At 66.7% G+C, this 15,081-nt stretch carries 15 protein-coding genes; 9 read left to right on the top strand and 6 right to left on the bottom strand.

Annotated features, from left to right (window positions below):
- Positions 1-2: 2 nt before the first annotated feature.
- The 5 genes from ACG04R_RS04325 to ACG04R_RS04305 all read right to left on the bottom strand — a co-directional run bounded on the left by ACG04R_RS04325 (position 3) and on the right by ACG04R_RS04305 (position 3,528).
- The gene (locus tag ACG04R_RS04325; protein ID WP_394406641.1) at positions 3-413 is read right to left on the bottom strand and encodes a type II toxin-antitoxin system VapC family toxin; all 411 of its coding nucleotides are present in this window, start codon (positions 411-413) and stop codon (positions 3-5) included.
- Positions 410-673: an AbrB/MazE/SpoVT family DNA-binding domain-containing protein gene (locus ACG04R_RS04320; RefSeq protein ID WP_394406640.1), complete on the bottom strand. Its 264-nt coding sequence runs from the start codon at positions 671-673 to the stop codon at positions 410-412. Before ACG04R_RS04320 ends, ACG04R_RS04325 begins: the two co-directional genes overlap by 4 nt.
- Before the next feature lie 127 nt (positions 674-800).
- The gene (locus ACG04R_RS04315; RefSeq protein WP_394406639.1) at positions 801-1,361 is read right to left on the bottom strand and encodes a hypothetical protein; all 561 of its coding nucleotides are present in this window, start codon (positions 1,359-1,361) and stop codon (positions 801-803) included.
- 122 nt (positions 1,362-1,483) lie between these two features.
- On the bottom strand, positions 1,484-2,485 hold the full coding sequence (locus tag ACG04R_RS04310; RefSeq protein WP_394406638.1) for an HpcH/HpaI aldolase/citrate lyase family protein: 1,002 nt from the start codon (positions 2,483-2,485) through the stop codon (positions 1,484-1,486).
- Between the two features lie 56 nt (positions 2,486-2,541).
- Positions 2,542-3,528 carry a malate dehydrogenase gene (locus ACG04R_RS04305; protein ID WP_394406637.1) on the bottom strand — a complete coding sequence of 329 codons (987 nt, stop codon included), beginning with the start codon at positions 3,526-3,528 and terminating at the stop codon, positions 2,542-2,544.
- 89 nt (positions 3,529-3,617) lie between these two features.
- Between ACG04R_RS04305 and ACG04R_RS04300 the strand changes: the two genes are divergently transcribed.
- The 9 genes from ACG04R_RS04300 (at position 3,618) to ACG04R_RS04260 (ending at position 11,755) form a co-directional block, all read left to right on the top strand.
- Positions 3,618-4,337, top strand: a complete 720-nt coding sequence (locus ACG04R_RS04300) for a GntR family transcriptional regulator (protein WP_394406636.1) — start codon at positions 3,618-3,620, stop codon at positions 4,335-4,337.
- 93 nt (positions 4,338-4,430) lie between these two features.
- Positions 4,431-4,859: a succinate dehydrogenase, cytochrome b556 subunit gene (gene sdhC, locus ACG04R_RS04295; protein ID WP_394406635.1), complete on the top strand. Its 429-nt coding sequence runs from the start codon at positions 4,431-4,433 to the stop codon at positions 4,857-4,859.
- 22 nt (positions 4,860-4,881) lie between these two features.
- Positions 4,882-5,241 (top strand): succinate dehydrogenase, hydrophobic membrane anchor protein, encoded by a 360-nt coding sequence (sdhD, locus tag ACG04R_RS04290; RefSeq protein WP_394406634.1) that lies wholly within the window; start codon positions 4,882-4,884, stop codon positions 5,239-5,241.
- Complete coding sequence (sdhA, locus tag ACG04R_RS04285) at positions 5,241-7,010, top strand: succinate dehydrogenase flavoprotein subunit (RefSeq protein ID WP_394406633.1); 1,770 nt, start codon at positions 5,241-5,243, stop codon at positions 7,008-7,010. Before sdhD ends, sdhA begins: the two co-directional genes overlap by 1 nt.
- A 21-nt stretch (positions 7,011-7,031) precedes the next feature.
- Positions 7,032-7,733 (top strand): succinate dehydrogenase iron-sulfur subunit, encoded by a 702-nt coding sequence (locus ACG04R_RS04280; protein WP_394406632.1) that lies wholly within the window; start codon positions 7,032-7,034, stop codon positions 7,731-7,733.
- A 25-nt stretch (positions 7,734-7,758) separates the two neighbouring features.
- Positions 7,759-8,010: an FAD assembly factor SdhE gene (locus tag ACG04R_RS04275; RefSeq protein WP_394406631.1), complete on the top strand. Its 252-nt coding sequence runs from the start codon at positions 7,759-7,761 to the stop codon at positions 8,008-8,010.
- A gap of 30 nt (positions 8,011-8,040) precedes the next feature.
- Positions 8,041-9,351, top strand: a complete 1,311-nt coding sequence (gene gltA / locus ACG04R_RS04270) for a citrate synthase (protein WP_394406630.1) — start codon at positions 8,041-8,043, stop codon at positions 9,349-9,351.
- Positions 9,352-9,501: 150 nt separating this feature from the next.
- The gene (locus tag ACG04R_RS04265; protein ID WP_394406629.1) at positions 9,502-10,425 is read left to right on the top strand and encodes a ribokinase; all 924 of its coding nucleotides are present in this window, start codon (positions 9,502-9,504) and stop codon (positions 10,423-10,425) included.
- A 19-nt stretch (positions 10,426-10,444) separates the two neighbouring features.
- Complete coding sequence (locus tag ACG04R_RS04260; protein ID WP_394406628.1) at positions 10,445-11,755, top strand: TRZ/ATZ family hydrolase; 1,311 nt, start codon at positions 10,445-10,447, stop codon at positions 11,753-11,755.
- Between the two features lie 147 nt (positions 11,756-11,902).
- Here the strand turns inward: ACG04R_RS04260 and ACG04R_RS04255 are convergent, their stop codons facing one another.
- On the bottom strand, positions 11,903-14,845 hold the full coding sequence (locus ACG04R_RS04255) for a TonB-dependent receptor domain-containing protein (RefSeq protein ID WP_394406627.1): 2,943 nt from the start codon (positions 14,843-14,845) through the stop codon (positions 11,903-11,905).
- Positions 14,846-15,081 lie beyond the last annotated feature (236 nt).

The following is a 15,081-nucleotide window of genomic DNA, read 5'->3' as shown; positions in this document are numbered from 1 at the left end:
AATCAGGCCTTGGGCGCGATGACGCGCAGGCCCTTGAAGTAATCACGGAAGAAACCGGCGTCGCGGGTGATCAGGCCCTGGCATTGCAGCAGGGCGTGGGCGCCGATGAGGAAGTCGGGGACGGTGCGCTTGGCACCGGCGTTGGCGGGCAGGCGCTGCCGGTAGCGACGCTGCATCTCGCCCGCGCGCAGCGCCGAGCGGATTTCCAGCGGGGAGAAGCCGATGCCGATGGCCTCCAGCGTCTCCAGCACGATGTCGCTGTGGCCGAGCCCGGCCACGACCTCGCTGACGACCACGTCGCAGGCAACGACCGGGCCCGTGGACAGCGCATTGCGCAGCAACTGCTCGGCCTCGTCCGCGGACGGGCCGTCGCCGATGTAGTCGACGAGGATGGACGTGTCGACCGCGATCATGCGGTCTCGTCGGATGGCGGCGGGTAGGGGTCGCCAGGTGCGCGGCCACGCAGCTCGCGCATGACGTCGTCGGTCGTGGTGCCTTCGGGCAACTTGATGCGGCCGCGCATCTTGGACAGGGCGTCGCCCACGTCCTTGCGCAGGATGATGCGGCCACCGTCCAGCTCGACCTTGAGCGTGGTGCCCTTGGTCAGGCCGAGGGCGTCTCGGACGGCTTTGGGCAGCGTGATCTGCCCGCGTTCGGCAACGGTGGCTTCCATGGCGCCTCCAGCGGCTGAGTGCCGTGGAGGCGGCAGCTCAGGTATGCATCAGAAAGTATGCATTCATTCTACATACCTGAGGGGCGGGCTTCAAGGCGCCCGATGCACCGATGGCTTGCCAGATGACTTACTTGGCGGCCGGCGTGATGCCCAGGCCGTTGCGGGCGGTGGCGGCAGCGTCGGCCTCGGGATTGGCCAGGCGGGCTGCCTTGGCTTCGGCGATGAGGCGGGCTTGCTCGGGGTGGATGCAGTCGTCCAGCAGGCGCTGGCCGATCTTGGTGTCCAGCAGCATGGACTTGTTGGCGATCTGGATCATCAGCGTGCGACCCGTGACGTCTTCCAGGCGCAGCGCACCAGTGGACGACAGCACGGGCTTCATCGTCAGGTGCATCTTCTGCCAGTCGATGGTGACGTAGCCGGGCACCTTGGGGTGCTTTTCGATGCGCACGGTCTGCTTGAACTCGCACGCGTAGTCGCCGAGGTAGGTGCGCTCGGACGCGGCGAGCTGGGCCTCGTCGGCCTCGGTCAGCACGGGCTCGGCCGGCGGGGGCGGCGCCTTCTTCGCGGGCGCGTGCTTGGCGGCGACGTGCTTGGCGGCCGGCTTGGCCGCGGGCGTCTGGGCCAGGGCGGGGAGGGCGGCGCAGAGGATCAGCGCAGCGGCGCTGTGGCGGATCAGGGGGAACTGCATCGGTGGTCTCGGAAGAGAAAAGATGGAGGGGAAGGCGGCGCATCATGGCCGCAAATGCACCGCTCAGGGGTGAACAGATGTAGGTATTGTCCGACGTGAACTACGGCACGCCGGTTGGCGCTTTACCCGATGGCTGGTTGGAAGAACGCCGACCGTGCCTCTTCGGGCAGTGGGCGGCCGGTGCGCTCGGCGCGTTCCAGCACGGTCCAGAAGTAGCGATAGCTGGCGCGGTCGTGCAGGCGGTCATGGAAGGAGATAGGCGCCCACTGTGCCGCCTGTGCGGCCAGCAGCAGCTCGGCAGCCTCCTCGATCTCGTCGGCAGCCGGCGCGAAGGCGTCGACGATGGGGCGGATCTGGTCCGGGTGGATGCTCCACATACGGGTGTAGCCGAACTCGCGCGCGGCGCGGCGGGCGGCGGCGGCCAGCCGCCCGCCATCGCGGAACTCGGTGACGACGCAGTGCGACGGCGTCTTGCCGAAGGCGTGGGCCGCCGCGGCGATCTCCAGCTTGGCGCGCACGACCAACGGGTGCTCGAACTGCCCTGGCAGCTCCATCGCCGTCTTCGGAATCGCGCCACCATGCGCGGAGACGAAGTCCATCAGGCCGAAGGACAGTGACTCGATGCGCGGGTGCGCGGCGATGCGGAACACCTCGCGCAGCGCGCCGTGCGTCTCGATGAGCACCTGCAGCGGTAGCTTCGGCGCGCCGTGGCGATCACAGGCGGCGTCGATGGCGGCGGCGGCGCGGTCGACGTCATCGAAGCTGTCGGGCTTGGGGATCATCAGGTAGGCCAGCCGCGCACCGGCCCGGGCGATCAGCGTGTCGACATCGGCCTCGAAGACCGCGTGGCCGAACGGATGCACGCGCGCGCCGACGCGGCCGAAGCGGTTGGCTGAGCTGGTGGCCAGCTCGGCAATCAGCAGTGCGTGCTCGGCCTCGCCGCCGACGGGGGCGCCGTCCTCGGCGTCCAGCGTGATGTCGAACACGGGGCCCAGCTCGGCCTGCAGCGCGAGGCTCTTGCGCATGCGCGCCTCGACGCCGCAGTAGTGGTCGACGACGGGCAGCGAGGGGGGGGCGGCTTCATGGCCGAACAGGGCCAGGCGAGGGTGCAGGAGGTCGGTCATCGGCAATGAAAAAGGGCCGGCAAGCCGGCCCTTCTCGGGTGGGGCGTTGGGCCCGATTACAGCAGGTGCTTGACGCCGTCCTGCTCGTCCGTCAGTTCCTTCAGCGTCTTGTTGATGCACTCCTGCGAGAAGGCGTCGATCTCGATGCCTTGCACGATCTTGTACTCGCCGCCTTCGCAGGTGACGGGGTAGCCGAACATGACGTCCTTGGGGATGCCGTATTCGCCGTTGGACGGGATGCCCATCGTGACCCACTTGCCATTGGTGCCCAGGGCCCAGTCGCGCATGTGGTCGATGGCGGCGTTGGCGGCCGAGGCGGCCGAAGACAGGCCGCGGGCGGCGATGATGGCCGCGCCACGCTTGCCGACGGTGGGCAGGAACGTCTCACGGTTCCAGGTCTCGTCGTTGATCAGCGCCTTGACCGACTGGCCGTCGACCGTGGCGTTGCGGTAGTCGGCGTACATCGTCGGCGAGTGGTTGCCCCACACGGCCAGCTTCTCGATGGAGGCGACGGCCTTGCCGGTCTTGGCGGCCAGTTGGCTGGCGGCGCGGTTGTGGTCCAGGCGCAGCATGGCGGTGAAGTTCTTGGCCGGCAGGTCCGGGGCCGACTTCATGGCGATGTAGGCATTGGTGTTGGCGGGGTTGCCGACGACCAGCACCTTGACGTTGCGCGAGGCGACGGCGTTCAGGGCCTTGCCCTGGGTCGTGAAGATGGCGCCGTTGACGGCCAGCAGCTCGGCGCGCTCCATGCCGGGGCCGCGGGGACGCGAGCCGACGAGCAGGGCGTAGTCGGTGTCCTTGAAGGCGGTCATCGGGTCGCTGTGCGCTTCGACGCCGGCCAGCAGCGGGAAGGCGCAGTCTTCCAATTCCATGATCACGCCCTTCAGCGCGTTCTGAGCCTTCTCGTCGGGGATTTCCAACAGTTGAAGGATGACGGGCTGGTCCTTGCCCAGCATTTCGCCAGAGGCGATGCGGAACAGCAGGGCGTAGCCAATCTGGCCGGCAGCGCCGGTAACGGCGACGCGAACGGGTTTCTTGCTCATGGAAGTCTCCGAAGGGGCAGTTGAAAAAGCTGGGCTAAACCAGTCAAGTGTACGGGCATACCCTGTGCTGCAATGCGGCCATGCCCCCAATGAAGCCAAGGTCGCCTGCCCCGCTCTATGAGCAGATCCGCCAGCTGATCGTCGCGGCGCTGGCCGCGGGCGAGTGGCGGCCCGGCGACGCGCTGCCCAGCGAGGTCGCGCTAGCGGCGCGTTTCGGCGCAAGCGCCGGCACCGTGCGGCGGGCGCTGGACGAGCTGACGGCCGCGAACATCGTCGAGCGCCGCCAGGGCAGCGGGACCTTCGTGGCCACCCATGCCGAGCCGCGTCAACAGTTCCGCTTCCTGCGCCTCGTGGCGGACGACGAGGCGCGTGGCTTCACGCGCGAGCTGCTCGGCTGTCGCCGCCTGCGCGCGTCTGCCGACATCGCCCGTGCGCTGGGGCTGCTGACGTCGGAGCCCGTTATTGAAATCCGCCGGCTGTTGCATCGGCGTGACCGACCCGTCGTGCTTGATGAACTCTGGCTTCCCGAGCGGCACTTCGAGGGGCTCAGCGCGGAATTGATCGAGCAACATCCCGCCCCGCTGTATGCGCTGTTCGAGGCGCATTTCGGCGTGCACATGGTTCGCGCCGAGGAGAAGCTGCGCGCCGTCGCGGCCACGCCGGAAGCCGCCCTGCTGCTGCAGGTTCCTGAGGGCGAGCCGTTGCTCAGCGTCGAGCGGCTGGCCTACACCTACGGCGACCGCCCGGTGGAGCTCCGGCGTGGGCTCTATCACACCAGCTCCGACCACTACCGCAACGAGTTGAATTGAAGCTGACGATGGCGCAGTGCAGCATGACGCCGCGTCGGGTCAAGGGTTGGCCCTAGAATCGTTTGGTTTCACCCCGATTACGCAGGCCCGACCATGACGGACAGCGCAAAGACAAGACCCGTATACACAAATATTCACGTCACGCAGATCGTCAAGTACCGTCTGCCGCCGGCCGGCATCGTCTCCATCCTGCATCGCGTCAGCGGCCTGCTGATGTTCGTGCTGCTGCCCTTCGTGGTGTGGATGTTGGATTCGAGCCTCGGCTCCGAAATTTCCTACGACGGCTTCACCAACGTCTTCGCGGCGGGTGTGGCAGGCCTGCCGGCCTGGGTTCTCAAGCTCGTCGTGCTGGGCCTGCTGTGGGCCTACCTGCACCACTTCATCGCCGGCGTGCGCCACCTGTGGATGGATGCGACGCACAGCGTCAGCAAGGCCCAGGGTCACAACTCGGCGATCGTCACGCTGGTCCTGAGCATCGCGCTGACGCTGGTGCTGGGTGCCAAGCTGTTCGGCCTGTACTGACCTACCGAGAAGGACAACAACAATGAGCACTTTCGGCTCCAAGCGCCTCGTCGTCGGCGCGCACTACGGCCTGCGCGACTGGCTCGCCCAGCGCGTCACCGCCGTGCTGATGGCCTTGTTCACCATCGCCGTGCTGGTTCGCTTCCTGATGCCTGGCGAGCTGGGTTACGACCACTGGGCCGGCGTGTTCGCGCCCCAGTGGATGAAGGTTCTGACCTTCGTCGCCATCGTCGCGCTGGCGTATCACGCCTGGGTGGGCGTGCGTGACATCTGGATGGACTACGTGAAGCCGGTCGGCATCCGACTGGCCCTGCAAGTGTTTTCGATCGTGTGGCTGCTCGGCTGTGCCGGCTGGGCAATCCAGGTGCTGTGGAGACTGTGATGACGGCAAAGATTTCGACCCGCAAGTTCGATGTGGTCATCGTCGGGGCCGGTGGCTCCGGCATGCGCGCATCCCTGCAGCTGTCGCTGGCCGGCCTGAATGTGGCTGTGCTGTCCAAGGTCTTCCCGACCCGCTCGCACACCGTCGCCGCGCAGGGTGGCATCGGCGCGTCCCTGGGCAACATGTCCGAGGACAACTGGCACTACCACTTCTACGACACCATCAAGGGCTCGGACTGGCTGGGTGACCAGGACGCCATCGAGTTCATGTGCCGCGAGGCGCCCAAGGTCGTCTACGAGCTTGAGCACTTCGGCATGCCGTTCGACCGCAACGCGGACGGCACCATCTACCAGCGCCCGTTCGGCGGCCACACCGCCAACTACGGCGAGAAGCCCGTGCAGCGCGCCTGCGCCGCGGCTGACCGCACCGGCCACGCGCTGCTGCACACGCTGTATCAGCAGAACGTCAAGGCCCGCACGAACTTCTTCGTCGAGTGGATGGCGCTGGACATCATCCGCGACGCCGAAGGCGATGCCGTCGGCGTGACCGCGCTGGAGATGGAGACCGGCGAGGTCCACATCCTGCACGCCAAGACCGTGCTGCTGGCCACAGGCGGCGCCGGCCGCATCTTCGCGGCCAGCACCAACGCCTTCATCAACACCGGTGACGGCCTGGGCATGGCGGCGCGCGCCGGCATTCCGCTGGAAGACATGGAGTTCTGGCAGTTCCACCCCACCGGCGTGGCCGGCGCGGGCGTGCTGCTGACCGAAGGCTGCCGCGGCGAAGGCGCCATCCTGCGCAACGCCAACGGCGAGCGCTTCATGGAACGCTATGCGCCGACGCTGAAGGACCTGGCGCCGCGCGACTTCGTGTCCCGCTCGATGGACCAGGAGATCAAGGAAGGTCGCGGCTGCGGTCCCAACAAGGACTACGTGCTGCTGGACATGACCCACCTCGGCGCCGACACCATCGCCAAGCGCCTGCCGTCGGTGCTGGAGATCGGCCACAACTTTGCCAACGTCGACATCACGAAGGAGCCGATTCCTGTCGTGCCGACCATCCACTACCAGATGGGTGGCATTCCGACGAACGTGCACGGCCAGGTCGTCATTCCGAAGAACGGCAAGTACAACGACATCATCAACGGCCTCTACGCCGTGGGCGAGTGCTCGTGCGTGTCGGTGCACGGCGCCAACCGCCTGGGCACCAACTCGCTGCTGGACCTGATCGTGTTCGGTCGCGCCGCGGGCAACCACATCGTCGACTTCAACCTGAAGACGAAGTCGCACAAGGACCTGCCCAAGGACGCAGCCGACAAGACGCTGGCCCGCCTGGCGCGCCTGGAGTCGTCCACCAGCGGCGAGTACGCGCAGAACGTCGCCAACGACATCCGCTCGACGATGCAGAAGCATGCCGGCGTGTTCCGCACGCAGGCGTCCATGGACGAAGGCGTCACGAAGATCAAGGAAGTCGCCGCCCGCGTGGGTGGCATCGGCCTGAAGGACAAGTCCAAGGTCTTCAACACCGAGCGCGTCGAGGCGCTGGAAGTCGAGAACCTCATCGAAGCCGCCAAGGCCACGATGATCTCGGCCGCCGCCCGCCCCGAGAGCCGCGGCGCGCATGCGCACGACGACTACCCGAACCGTGACGACGCGAACTGGATGAAGCACACGCTCTGGTACTCCGAAGGCAACCGCCTGGACTACAAGCCCGTGAACCTCCAGCCCCTGACCGTGGAATCGGTGCCCCCGAAGGTCCGCACCTTCTAAGCCACCGAGAGAGCACAAGACATGAAGCGCACCTTCCAGATCTACCGCTACGACCCCGACAAGGACGCCAAGCCCTACATGCAGACCCTCGAGATCGAACTCGACGGTCACGAGCGCATGCTGCTGGACGCCCTGGTCAAGCTGAAGGCCTTGGACCCCACGCTGTCGTTCCGCCGCTCCTGCCGCGAAGGCGTGTGCGGTTCGGACGCGATGAACATCAACGGCAAGAACGGCCTGGCCTGCCTGACCAACATGCGGACCCTGCCGGGCGTCATCACGCTGAAACCGTTGCCGGGCCTGCCCGTCGTGCGCGACCTGATCGTCGACATGACGCAGTTCTTCAAGCAGTACCACTCGATCAAGCCGTACCTGGTCAACGACAACATCCCGCCCGAGAAGGAGCGGCTGCAGTCGCCCGTCGAGCGCGAGGAGCTGGACGGCCTGTACGAGTGCATCCTGTGCGCGAGCTGCTCGACGAGCTGCCCGAGCTTCTGGTGGAACCCCGACAAGTTCGTCGGCCCGGCTGGCCTGCTGCAGGCCTACCGCTTCATCGCCGACAGCCGCGACGAAGCCACCAACGAGCGCCTGGACAACCTCGAGGACCCGTACCGCCTGTTCCGCTGCCACACCATCATGAACTGCGTGGACGTCTGCCCCAAGGGCCTGAACCCCACGAAGGCCATCGGCAAGATCAAGGAACTGATGGTCCGCCGCGCGGTCTGACGAAATGAGTGAAGTGGCGGTCCCGATGATCGACGAACGCGCGTTGTCCAAGCTGCGCTGGCGCTGCCGTCGGGGCCTGCTGGAGAACGACCTCTTCATCGACCGCTTCTTCGCCCGCAAGGGCGATCATGTCAGCGTGACCGAGGCCGAAGGCCTCACGGCCTTGATGGCCCTGGCAGACAACGACCTTCTCGACCTGCTGCTGCGCCGCAAGGAACCCAGTGGTGAAATGGACACTGCTGCGGTGCACCATGTGCTTGCCGAGCTGCGCACCTGAATTGCTTTTTAAAACCCAAAGGACTGCATCATGACCCCGTCCGACGTGAAAGCCACCCTGTCGTTCTCTGACGGCAGCCCCTCGATGGACCTGCCGCTGTACAAGGGCAGCATCGGCCCGGATGTCATCGACATCCGCAAGCTGTACGCGCAGACCGGCAAGTTCACCTACGACCCCGGCTTCCTGTCGACGGCGTCTTGCAACTCGACCATCACCTACATCGACGGCGACAAGGGCGAGCTGCTGTACCGCGGCTACCCCATCGAGCAGCTCGCGGTGAACTGCGACTACCTCGAGACCTGCTATCTGCTGCTGTACGGAGAGCTGCCGAACGAGACGCAGAAGGCCGAGTTCGAGAACAAGGTCATGCACCACACGATGGTGAATGAGCAGATGCAGTTCTTCCTGCGCGGCTTCCGCCGTGACGCCCACCCGATGGCCGTCATGACGGGCCTGGTGGGTGCGCTGTCCTCGTTCTATCACGACAGCACCGACATCAATAACCCCGAGCATCGCGAGATCTCGGCGATCCGCCTGATCGCCAAGATGCCCACGCTCGTGGCCATGGCCTACAAGTACACGATCGGCCAGCCCTACATCTATCCGCAGAACAACCTGAGCTATGCCGGGAACTTCATGCGCATGATGTTTGCCACGCCGTGCGAGGACTACAGCCCGAACCCGGTGCTGGTGCGCGCGATGGACCGCATTTTTACGCTGCACGCCGATCACGAGCAGAACGCGTCCACCTCCACCGTGCGCCTGTGCGGCTCGTCGGGCACCAACCCGTTCGCGGCCATCGCAGCCGGCGTGGCCTGCCTGTGGGGCCCTGCTCACGGCGGCGCCAACGAGGCCTGCCTGAACATGCTCTACGACATCCAGAAGCAGGGTGGCGTTGCGCGGATTGGCGACTTCATCAGCAAGGTCAAGGACAAGAACTCCGGCGTCAAGCTGATGGGCTTCGGTCACCGTGTCTACAAGAACTACGACCCGCGCGCCAAGCTGATGCGCGAGACCTGCCACGAAGTGCTGAACGAGCTGGGCCTGCAGAACGACCCGCTGTTCGAACTGGCCATGAAGCTGGAACAGATCGCGCTGGAAGACGAGTACTTCGTCGCCCGCAAGCTGTACCCGAACGTCGACTTCTACTCCGGCATCGTGCAGCGCGCCATCGGCATCCCCGTGCCGCTGTTCACCGCCATCTTCGCGCTGGCCCGCACGGTCGGCTGGATCGCCCAGCTCAATGAGATGATCGGCGACCCCGAGTACAAGATCGGCCGCCCGCGCCAGCTGTTCGTCGGCGCTGCCGCGCGCGACGTCAAGCCCATTGGCCAGCGCTGATCGGCTCTCGCATCACGCGAACCCCTCGGTCCCCCGAGGGGTTTTTTGTTTTTGGATTCCATGCGCTTTCACCTGAATTGCCGGCCAGGCCGGCACCGTGCCGACACTGGCCGTTGTGGCTGAACGCGCAAAGAACCTGGTGGAGTCTTGATGACCGTTCCCGAGATCCTCATCCTTGGCAGCGTCAACCGCGACCTCATCGTGCATGCCCCGCGGCTCCCGTTGCCGGGTGAGACGCTGCGCGGCCAGCGGTTTGGCTCGTGCCTAGGCGGCAAGGGTGCCAACCAGGCGGTGGCGTCGGCACGGCTCGGCGCAAAGGTGGCCTTGGCGGCCCGTGTGGGCCTGAAGGAAAACGGCGCGGCAATGGTGGAGCAGCTGAAGGGCGAGGGCGTGGACACGCGCTTCGTTGCCCAGCCTGCGGACGAGGTGCCCGGCGTGGCGCTGATCGTCGTCGGTGCCGAGGATGCAGAAAACCAGATCGTCACTGTCGCCGGCTCCAACGGCACGCTGCCGATGGAGCAGGTCGAGGCGCTGGAGCTGATGGGCCTGCGCTGGCTCATCGCGCAGCAGGAGCTGCCGTTGTCGAGCGTCGCGCGCGCGTTCGAGCGTGCCCGCGCGGCTGGCGTGAGGACCGTCCTGAACGCCGCGCCCTACCGGCCCGGCTGTGAGGCGCTGCTGCCGTTGGTGGACCTGCTGGTCGTCAACGCGCTGGAGGCCCAGGCACTGGTGACGACGCTGGGTGGCGGTGTGGCCGAGCCCGAGGCGTTGGCGCAGACGCTGCGCGCCAAGGGCCCGTCCGCGGTGCTGGTGTCGCTGGGTGCGGAAGGCCTGTGCTGGGTCGACGCCGAAGGCACGCGCCGCGTGCCGGCCCGGCGCGTGAAGGCCGTGGACACCGTCGGCGCCGGCGACACTCTGGTTGGCGCGCTGATCACGGCGCTGGCAGAAGGCCAGGCCATCGAACGTGCATTGGCCTTTGCGCAGGCTGCTGCCGCGCTGGCCGTGTCGCGCCCCGGCGTGCAGGACGCGATGCCGCGCCGCGCGGAAGTCGAGCAACTGCTCGCACAGAACAACTGATCCCACAAGGAGAGAAGAGATGTCCCAGACCCTGCTGCTGCCCCGTTGGCTGCTGACGATGAAGGCCGGCGAAGACACGCTGGAGAACCACGGCCTGCTGATCGATGGCGAGCGCATCGCCGCCGTCGGCACCCATGCCGAGCTGCTGGCCACGTACCCGCAGGCCACGCGCGTCGAGCTCCCCGAGCAGATCCTCATCCCCGGCCTCATCAACGCCCATGCGCACTCGGCCATGACGCTGCTGCGCGGCGTCGCCGATGACGTGCCGCTGATGGACTGGCTGCAGAACCACATCTGGCCGCTGGAGAAGAAGTGGGTCAGCGAGGCCTGGACCTACCTGGGCTCCAAGCTGGCGGCGGCCGAAGGTCTGCGCAGCGGCACGACCTACATCAACGACATGTACTTCTTCCCGACCGCGATGGCCCGTGCCGCCGTGGACTCGGGCGTGCGCGCCGCCGTGTCGATGAACGTCATCGACTTCCCGACCGGCTATGCGTCCGGCCCCGACGACTACATCGCCAAGGGCATCGCCGCCTACGAGCAGTACAAGGGCGAGATGCTGCTGGACTGGACCAGCGCGCCGCACGCGCCGTACACGGTGTCGGACGAGACCTTCATCAAGCTGCGTGATCTGGCCGAGAAGCTGGACATCCAGATGCACTGCCACATCCACGAGACGGCGGGTGAGGTCAGCGACGGCGTGAAGCAGTACGGCGTGCGGCCCATCGAACGCCTCGACAAGCTGGGTCTGTTCAGCGAACGCATGATCGCTGTGCACATGGTCCACCTGGACGAAGCCGAGATCGAGCTGATGGCGAAGAAGGGCGTGCACCTCGTGCACAACCCGAACTCCAACCTGAAGCTGGCCTCGGGCGTGATGCCGCTGAAGGCATTGGAGTCCGCGGGCGTCAACACCATCCTCGGCACCGACGGCGCGGCATCCAACAACCGCCTCGACATGTTCGGCGAGATCCGCTCTGCCGCGTTGCTGGCCAAGGGCATCACGGGCGACCCGACGGTGGCCTCCGCGCGCACGGCGCTGGAAATGGCGACCATCCGCGCCGCCAAGGCCATGGGCCGGGCCGACGACCTCGGGTCGCTGGAAGTCGGCAAGCTCGCCGACGTCGTCGCCGTGTCGCTGGACAGCCTGGAGTGCCAGCCGGTCTACAACGCCGCCGCGCAGCTGGTCTACGTGGCCGGCCGCGAGCATGTCAGCAACGTGTGGGTCGGCGGTCGCCAGGTGCTGAAGGACCGTCAACCGACGACCATCGACGTGCCCAACCTGCTGGCCGAAGTGCGAGACGTCGTTGGCCGTATGAAGGCCGGCTGACGGGCGCTTTGTTCGGGCCGAGCGCCGGGCCGCCCCAAGCCGGCCCATCTGGCGATGTGCTTGCGGCTCAACGCCGCGAGCATCGCCGTCCCCTTGGGGGACCGACCAGGCTCGCCCGCGTTCAGCAAGGCGAGACTGGGCGAGGGGTCAAAACTGCAGCCGGGCGCCGACCCGGTACTGCCGCCCCAGCACGTCGTACAGGAACGGGTTGATGCCGTAGCCCGTGCCCGTCTGCGGCGCGGCGGCCGGGGCCACGTCGGTCAGGTTGTCGACCTTGAAGTAGACCGTCACGTTCTTGTTGAGCTTGTACGAGCCGCCGATGTCCCAGTAGAACGCGCCCTTCATCTGGTTGTTCAGGATGGTGGGGTGGGTGACGGTGGACACCGGGCAGCTGGTCTGGCACTCGATGTACTCGTTGCTGTAGACGCCGTCGCTGATCCAGCGCTGCGAGACCGTGAAGCTCGCGGCATCGGTCTCCCAGGACTGCGAGAACTGGGCCTTCCACCTGGGCGTGTTGCCGAGGTTGACGCCGGCGGCGTCGCTCGGGATGGTGCCGACGACGCCGGAGTCCGTCACGAAGCTGTTCGTGTGCGTGGCCAGCGCGCGCAGCGTGATGCTGCCGGGCAGACCCGCGCTGCCCAGGTTGAAGCGGTACAGGCCTTCCAGGTCGAAGCCCTTGTTGTGCATGGAGGCCAGGTTGAAGGCCTGCAGCGTCACGTACTTCGTCGCGCTGACGAGGTCCATCGCGGCGCAGATCTCCTGGTTGCCGGCGGCGCAGAGGTCCACCTCCTGCTGCGCGCTCAGCGAGGAGATGACGTCGTTGACCTTGATGTCAAAGTAGTCGATGGAGGCGCTGAAGCCCGGCGCCCACTTTGGCTGTGCCAGCACCAGGCCCAGCGTCGTGTTGCGGCCGATCTCGGGGCGCAGCCGGGTGTTGCCGATGGTGCGCTGCTGGACCGTCAGCGTCGTGCCGTTGGAGTTGACGGTGTTGTTGACGACCAGCGGCGCGGCGAACAGCTCGCTGAGGTTGGGCGCGCGCACGTCGCGTGACGTGACGGCGCGCAGCCGCAGGCCGTCCACGCCGGTCTTCCACGTCGAGCCGACCTTCCAGCTGTCGACGTTGCCCGAGGTGCTGTACTTGGTGTGGCGGCCGGCGATGTTGAGATTGGCCTCGCCCAGGCTGGCCGACTTGAACATCGGCACATTCAGCTCGATGAAACCTTCCTTGACGTTGTAGCTGCCGGCCGCGTTGTGATAGTTGCCGGCGTACCAATGGTTGCCGATGGGGTTGGTCAGGACCGGGTCGGCTGGGTACTGCGCCGTGTTGGGCGTGTCGGCCGACACGCCGTTACCGTAGGGGTCGCCGGTGACGTAGTACTGCTCCTTGCGTGCCTCGGCGCCGAAGGCCAGGGCCACCGGGCCGGCCCACAGCGAGAAGGGTTCGCCGTTGACGCTGAAACTGGCGACCGACTGTCGCTGGCGCGAATGCTGGTGCGGGCCGTTGGCCGGCGCGATGTAGGCCCAGGCCGCCGGGTCGATGGGCACGTCGCCGATGATGTTCAAGGGCACGCAGCCGGACGCCGCGGCCGCGGCGTTGCGGCAGATGATGGTGTTGTTGGGGCCGCGGATGGCGTCGATAGCAGCGGTGTATCGGTTGTTCAACGTCATGTTGGCGACGTTGATGTCGATCGTGTTCTGGCCGTGCGTGGCGTAGGCGTCGTAGGTCCAGTCCTTGCCGAAGGCGTCGAAGCGGCCGTTGGCGCCGACGGTGACGCGGGCCTGCGTGCGCACCGGGTTGACCTCGATGTCCTTCGGGAACTCGGCGTTGGCCGTGCCGTACTGGAAGCTCGTGATGTTGTTCGCCGCGCAGGCCGTGACGATGGAGGCCGGCAGGAAGGGGTTGTCGCACTGGATCGTCAGGTTGGCGTTCTTCGCCGCGCCGGGGTTGGGCGTGAACCGCGAATCGACCTTGCCGTAGTTCAGCGTGAAGAAGATTTCGTGATCCGGGCTCAGCTCGTAGCTGCCGCGCGTGTAGAACACCTGGCGCGTCATGTTCATGCCCAGCGTCGTGCCGCCGCCGACGGTGCCGCTGAGGTCGCCACCGACGCAGAAGGGCGTCACGCAGCCGGTGACGGCACCCGTTCCCGTGGGCACGCCGCCCGAGCCGTACTGGAACTGGAACGGCGTGCCGCCCGGGCCGAAGGCTGTGCCCTGCAGCGGGCCGTTGGTGATGAGGCCGTACTTGGCGTACTGGAACTGCTGGGCGTTCTCGATGAAGGTGTACTGCGGCTTGCCATCGTTGGTCTGCGCGATGGGGCGCACCTGGAAGGCCGGGTTCTTGAACCAGGTGCGGCCGTTGGCCCCGGCGCCGCCGAAGCGCGGGGAGGGCACGCCCTTCTCGCGGCTGTACTCGACGCTGGCCGACAGGTGCGCGCGGCCATCGAGGAAGGCGTTGCCCCAGGCGGCCTGCAGCGTGGCGTTCCTGTCGTCGTGGTAATTGGTCTCGCCGCCCTCGACGTTGGCCTTGAAGCCGGTGAAGCGCTTGTCGGTGACGAAGTTGACGACGCCGCCGACAGCGTCCGAGCCGTAGGAGGCGGACGCACCGCCGGTCACCACGTCGACCTGCTTGATGAGCAGTTGCGGGAACTGGCTGACGTCGGTGACGCCGGTGACGTTGGCGCCGACGACGCGCTGGCCGTCCAGCAGCGTCAGCGTGCGGATGGGCGTCAGGCCGCGCAGGCTCAGCGAGCTCAGGCCCTGGATGCCGCTGCTGGTGCTGTTGGTGCTGGTCGTTCGGCCGGTGCTGCCCTGCAGTGCGGGCAGTTCGGCGATGGCGTCGAACAGGTTGGGCTTGGCGACCTTTTCCAGGTCGGCGGCGACCATGCGCGTCGTCGGCGTCGGCTGCGTGAAGCCGCGTGCCGAGATGCGCGAGCCGGACACGACGACCGTACTCAGCACGTTGGGGGCTGCGGTCTCCGTCGTGGCGTCGGTAGCGGGCTGGGCTTCCTGCGCCCGGGCTGCCAGCGCGAGGCTGGCGCAGACCGTGAGGGCGGCGATGTGGATCAGGGTTTGATGGCCGGGGGTACGCATGGATGTCTCCTGGTGTTGCAGCGGGTTTCGCTGGTTTTGTGGGGCGCGTCGCGGTGATCAGCCGGTGAAGTCAGAAAGAATGGATAGCGCTATCCCGTTGGGTTAAAAAAAGGGGCGGACGCCAGTTCATGCAGGGCATGACAACGCCGTCCGCCCGGTAATCACCCAGAGTCGGGCGAGGAGGAGAACGTCGGGATTGCGCTATCCTAGGCGCCGAATCCCTGCGTCGATATGGG

This window comes from Pelomonas candidula (assembly GCF_043555985.1).
Lineage (GTDB): Bacteria > Pseudomonadota > Gammaproteobacteria > Burkholderiales > Burkholderiaceae_C > Pelomonas > Pelomonas candidula.
Note: the sequence above shows the minus strand (reverse complement) of the source record. Positions and strands in the feature narration are given on the sequence as shown.

Excerpts from the sequence above, each read along its gene's own strand:
- ACG04R_RS04325 (WP_394406641.1), bottom strand. The coding sequence starts at position 413 with ATGATCGCGGTCGACACGTCCATCCTCGTCGACTACATCGGCGACGGC.
- ACG04R_RS04320 (WP_394406640.1), bottom strand. The coding sequence starts at position 673 with ATGGAAGCCACCGTTGCCGAACGCGGGCAGATCACGCTGCCCAAAGCC.
- ACG04R_RS04315 (WP_394406639.1), bottom strand. The coding sequence starts at position 1,361 with ATGCAGTTCCCCCTGATCCGCCACAGCGCCGCTGCGCTGATCCTCTGC.
- ACG04R_RS04310 (WP_394406638.1), bottom strand. The coding sequence starts at position 2,485 with ATGACCGACCTCCTGCACCCTCGCCTGGCCCTGTTCGGCCATGAAGCC.
- ACG04R_RS04305 (WP_394406637.1), bottom strand. The coding sequence starts at position 3,528 with ATGAGCAAGAAACCCGTTCGCGTCGCCGTTACCGGCGCTGCCGGCCAG.
- ACG04R_RS04300 (WP_394406636.1), top strand. The coding sequence starts at position 3,618 with ATGAAGCCAAGGTCGCCTGCCCCGCTCTATGAGCAGATCCGCCAGCTG.
- sdhC (WP_394406635.1), top strand. The coding sequence starts at position 4,431 with ATGACGGACAGCGCAAAGACAAGACCCGTATACACAAATATTCACGTC.
- sdhD (WP_394406634.1), top strand. The coding sequence starts at position 4,882 with ATGAGCACTTTCGGCTCCAAGCGCCTCGTCGTCGGCGCGCACTACGGC.
- sdhA (WP_394406633.1), top strand. The coding sequence starts at position 5,241 with ATGACGGCAAAGATTTCGACCCGCAAGTTCGATGTGGTCATCGTCGGG.
- ACG04R_RS04280 (WP_394406632.1), top strand. The coding sequence starts at position 7,032 with ATGAAGCGCACCTTCCAGATCTACCGCTACGACCCCGACAAGGACGCC.
- ACG04R_RS04275 (WP_394406631.1), top strand. The coding sequence starts at position 7,759 with ATGATCGACGAACGCGCGTTGTCCAAGCTGCGCTGGCGCTGCCGTCGG.
- gltA (WP_394406630.1), top strand. The coding sequence starts at position 8,041 with ATGACCCCGTCCGACGTGAAAGCCACCCTGTCGTTCTCTGACGGCAGC.
- ACG04R_RS04265 (WP_394406629.1), top strand. The coding sequence starts at position 9,502 with ATGACCGTTCCCGAGATCCTCATCCTTGGCAGCGTCAACCGCGACCTC.
- ACG04R_RS04260 (WP_394406628.1), top strand. The coding sequence starts at position 10,445 with ATGTCCCAGACCCTGCTGCTGCCCCGTTGGCTGCTGACGATGAAGGCC.
- ACG04R_RS04255 (WP_394406627.1), bottom strand. The coding sequence starts at position 14,845 with ATGCGTACCCCCGGCCATCAAACCCTGATCCACATCGCCGCCCTCACG.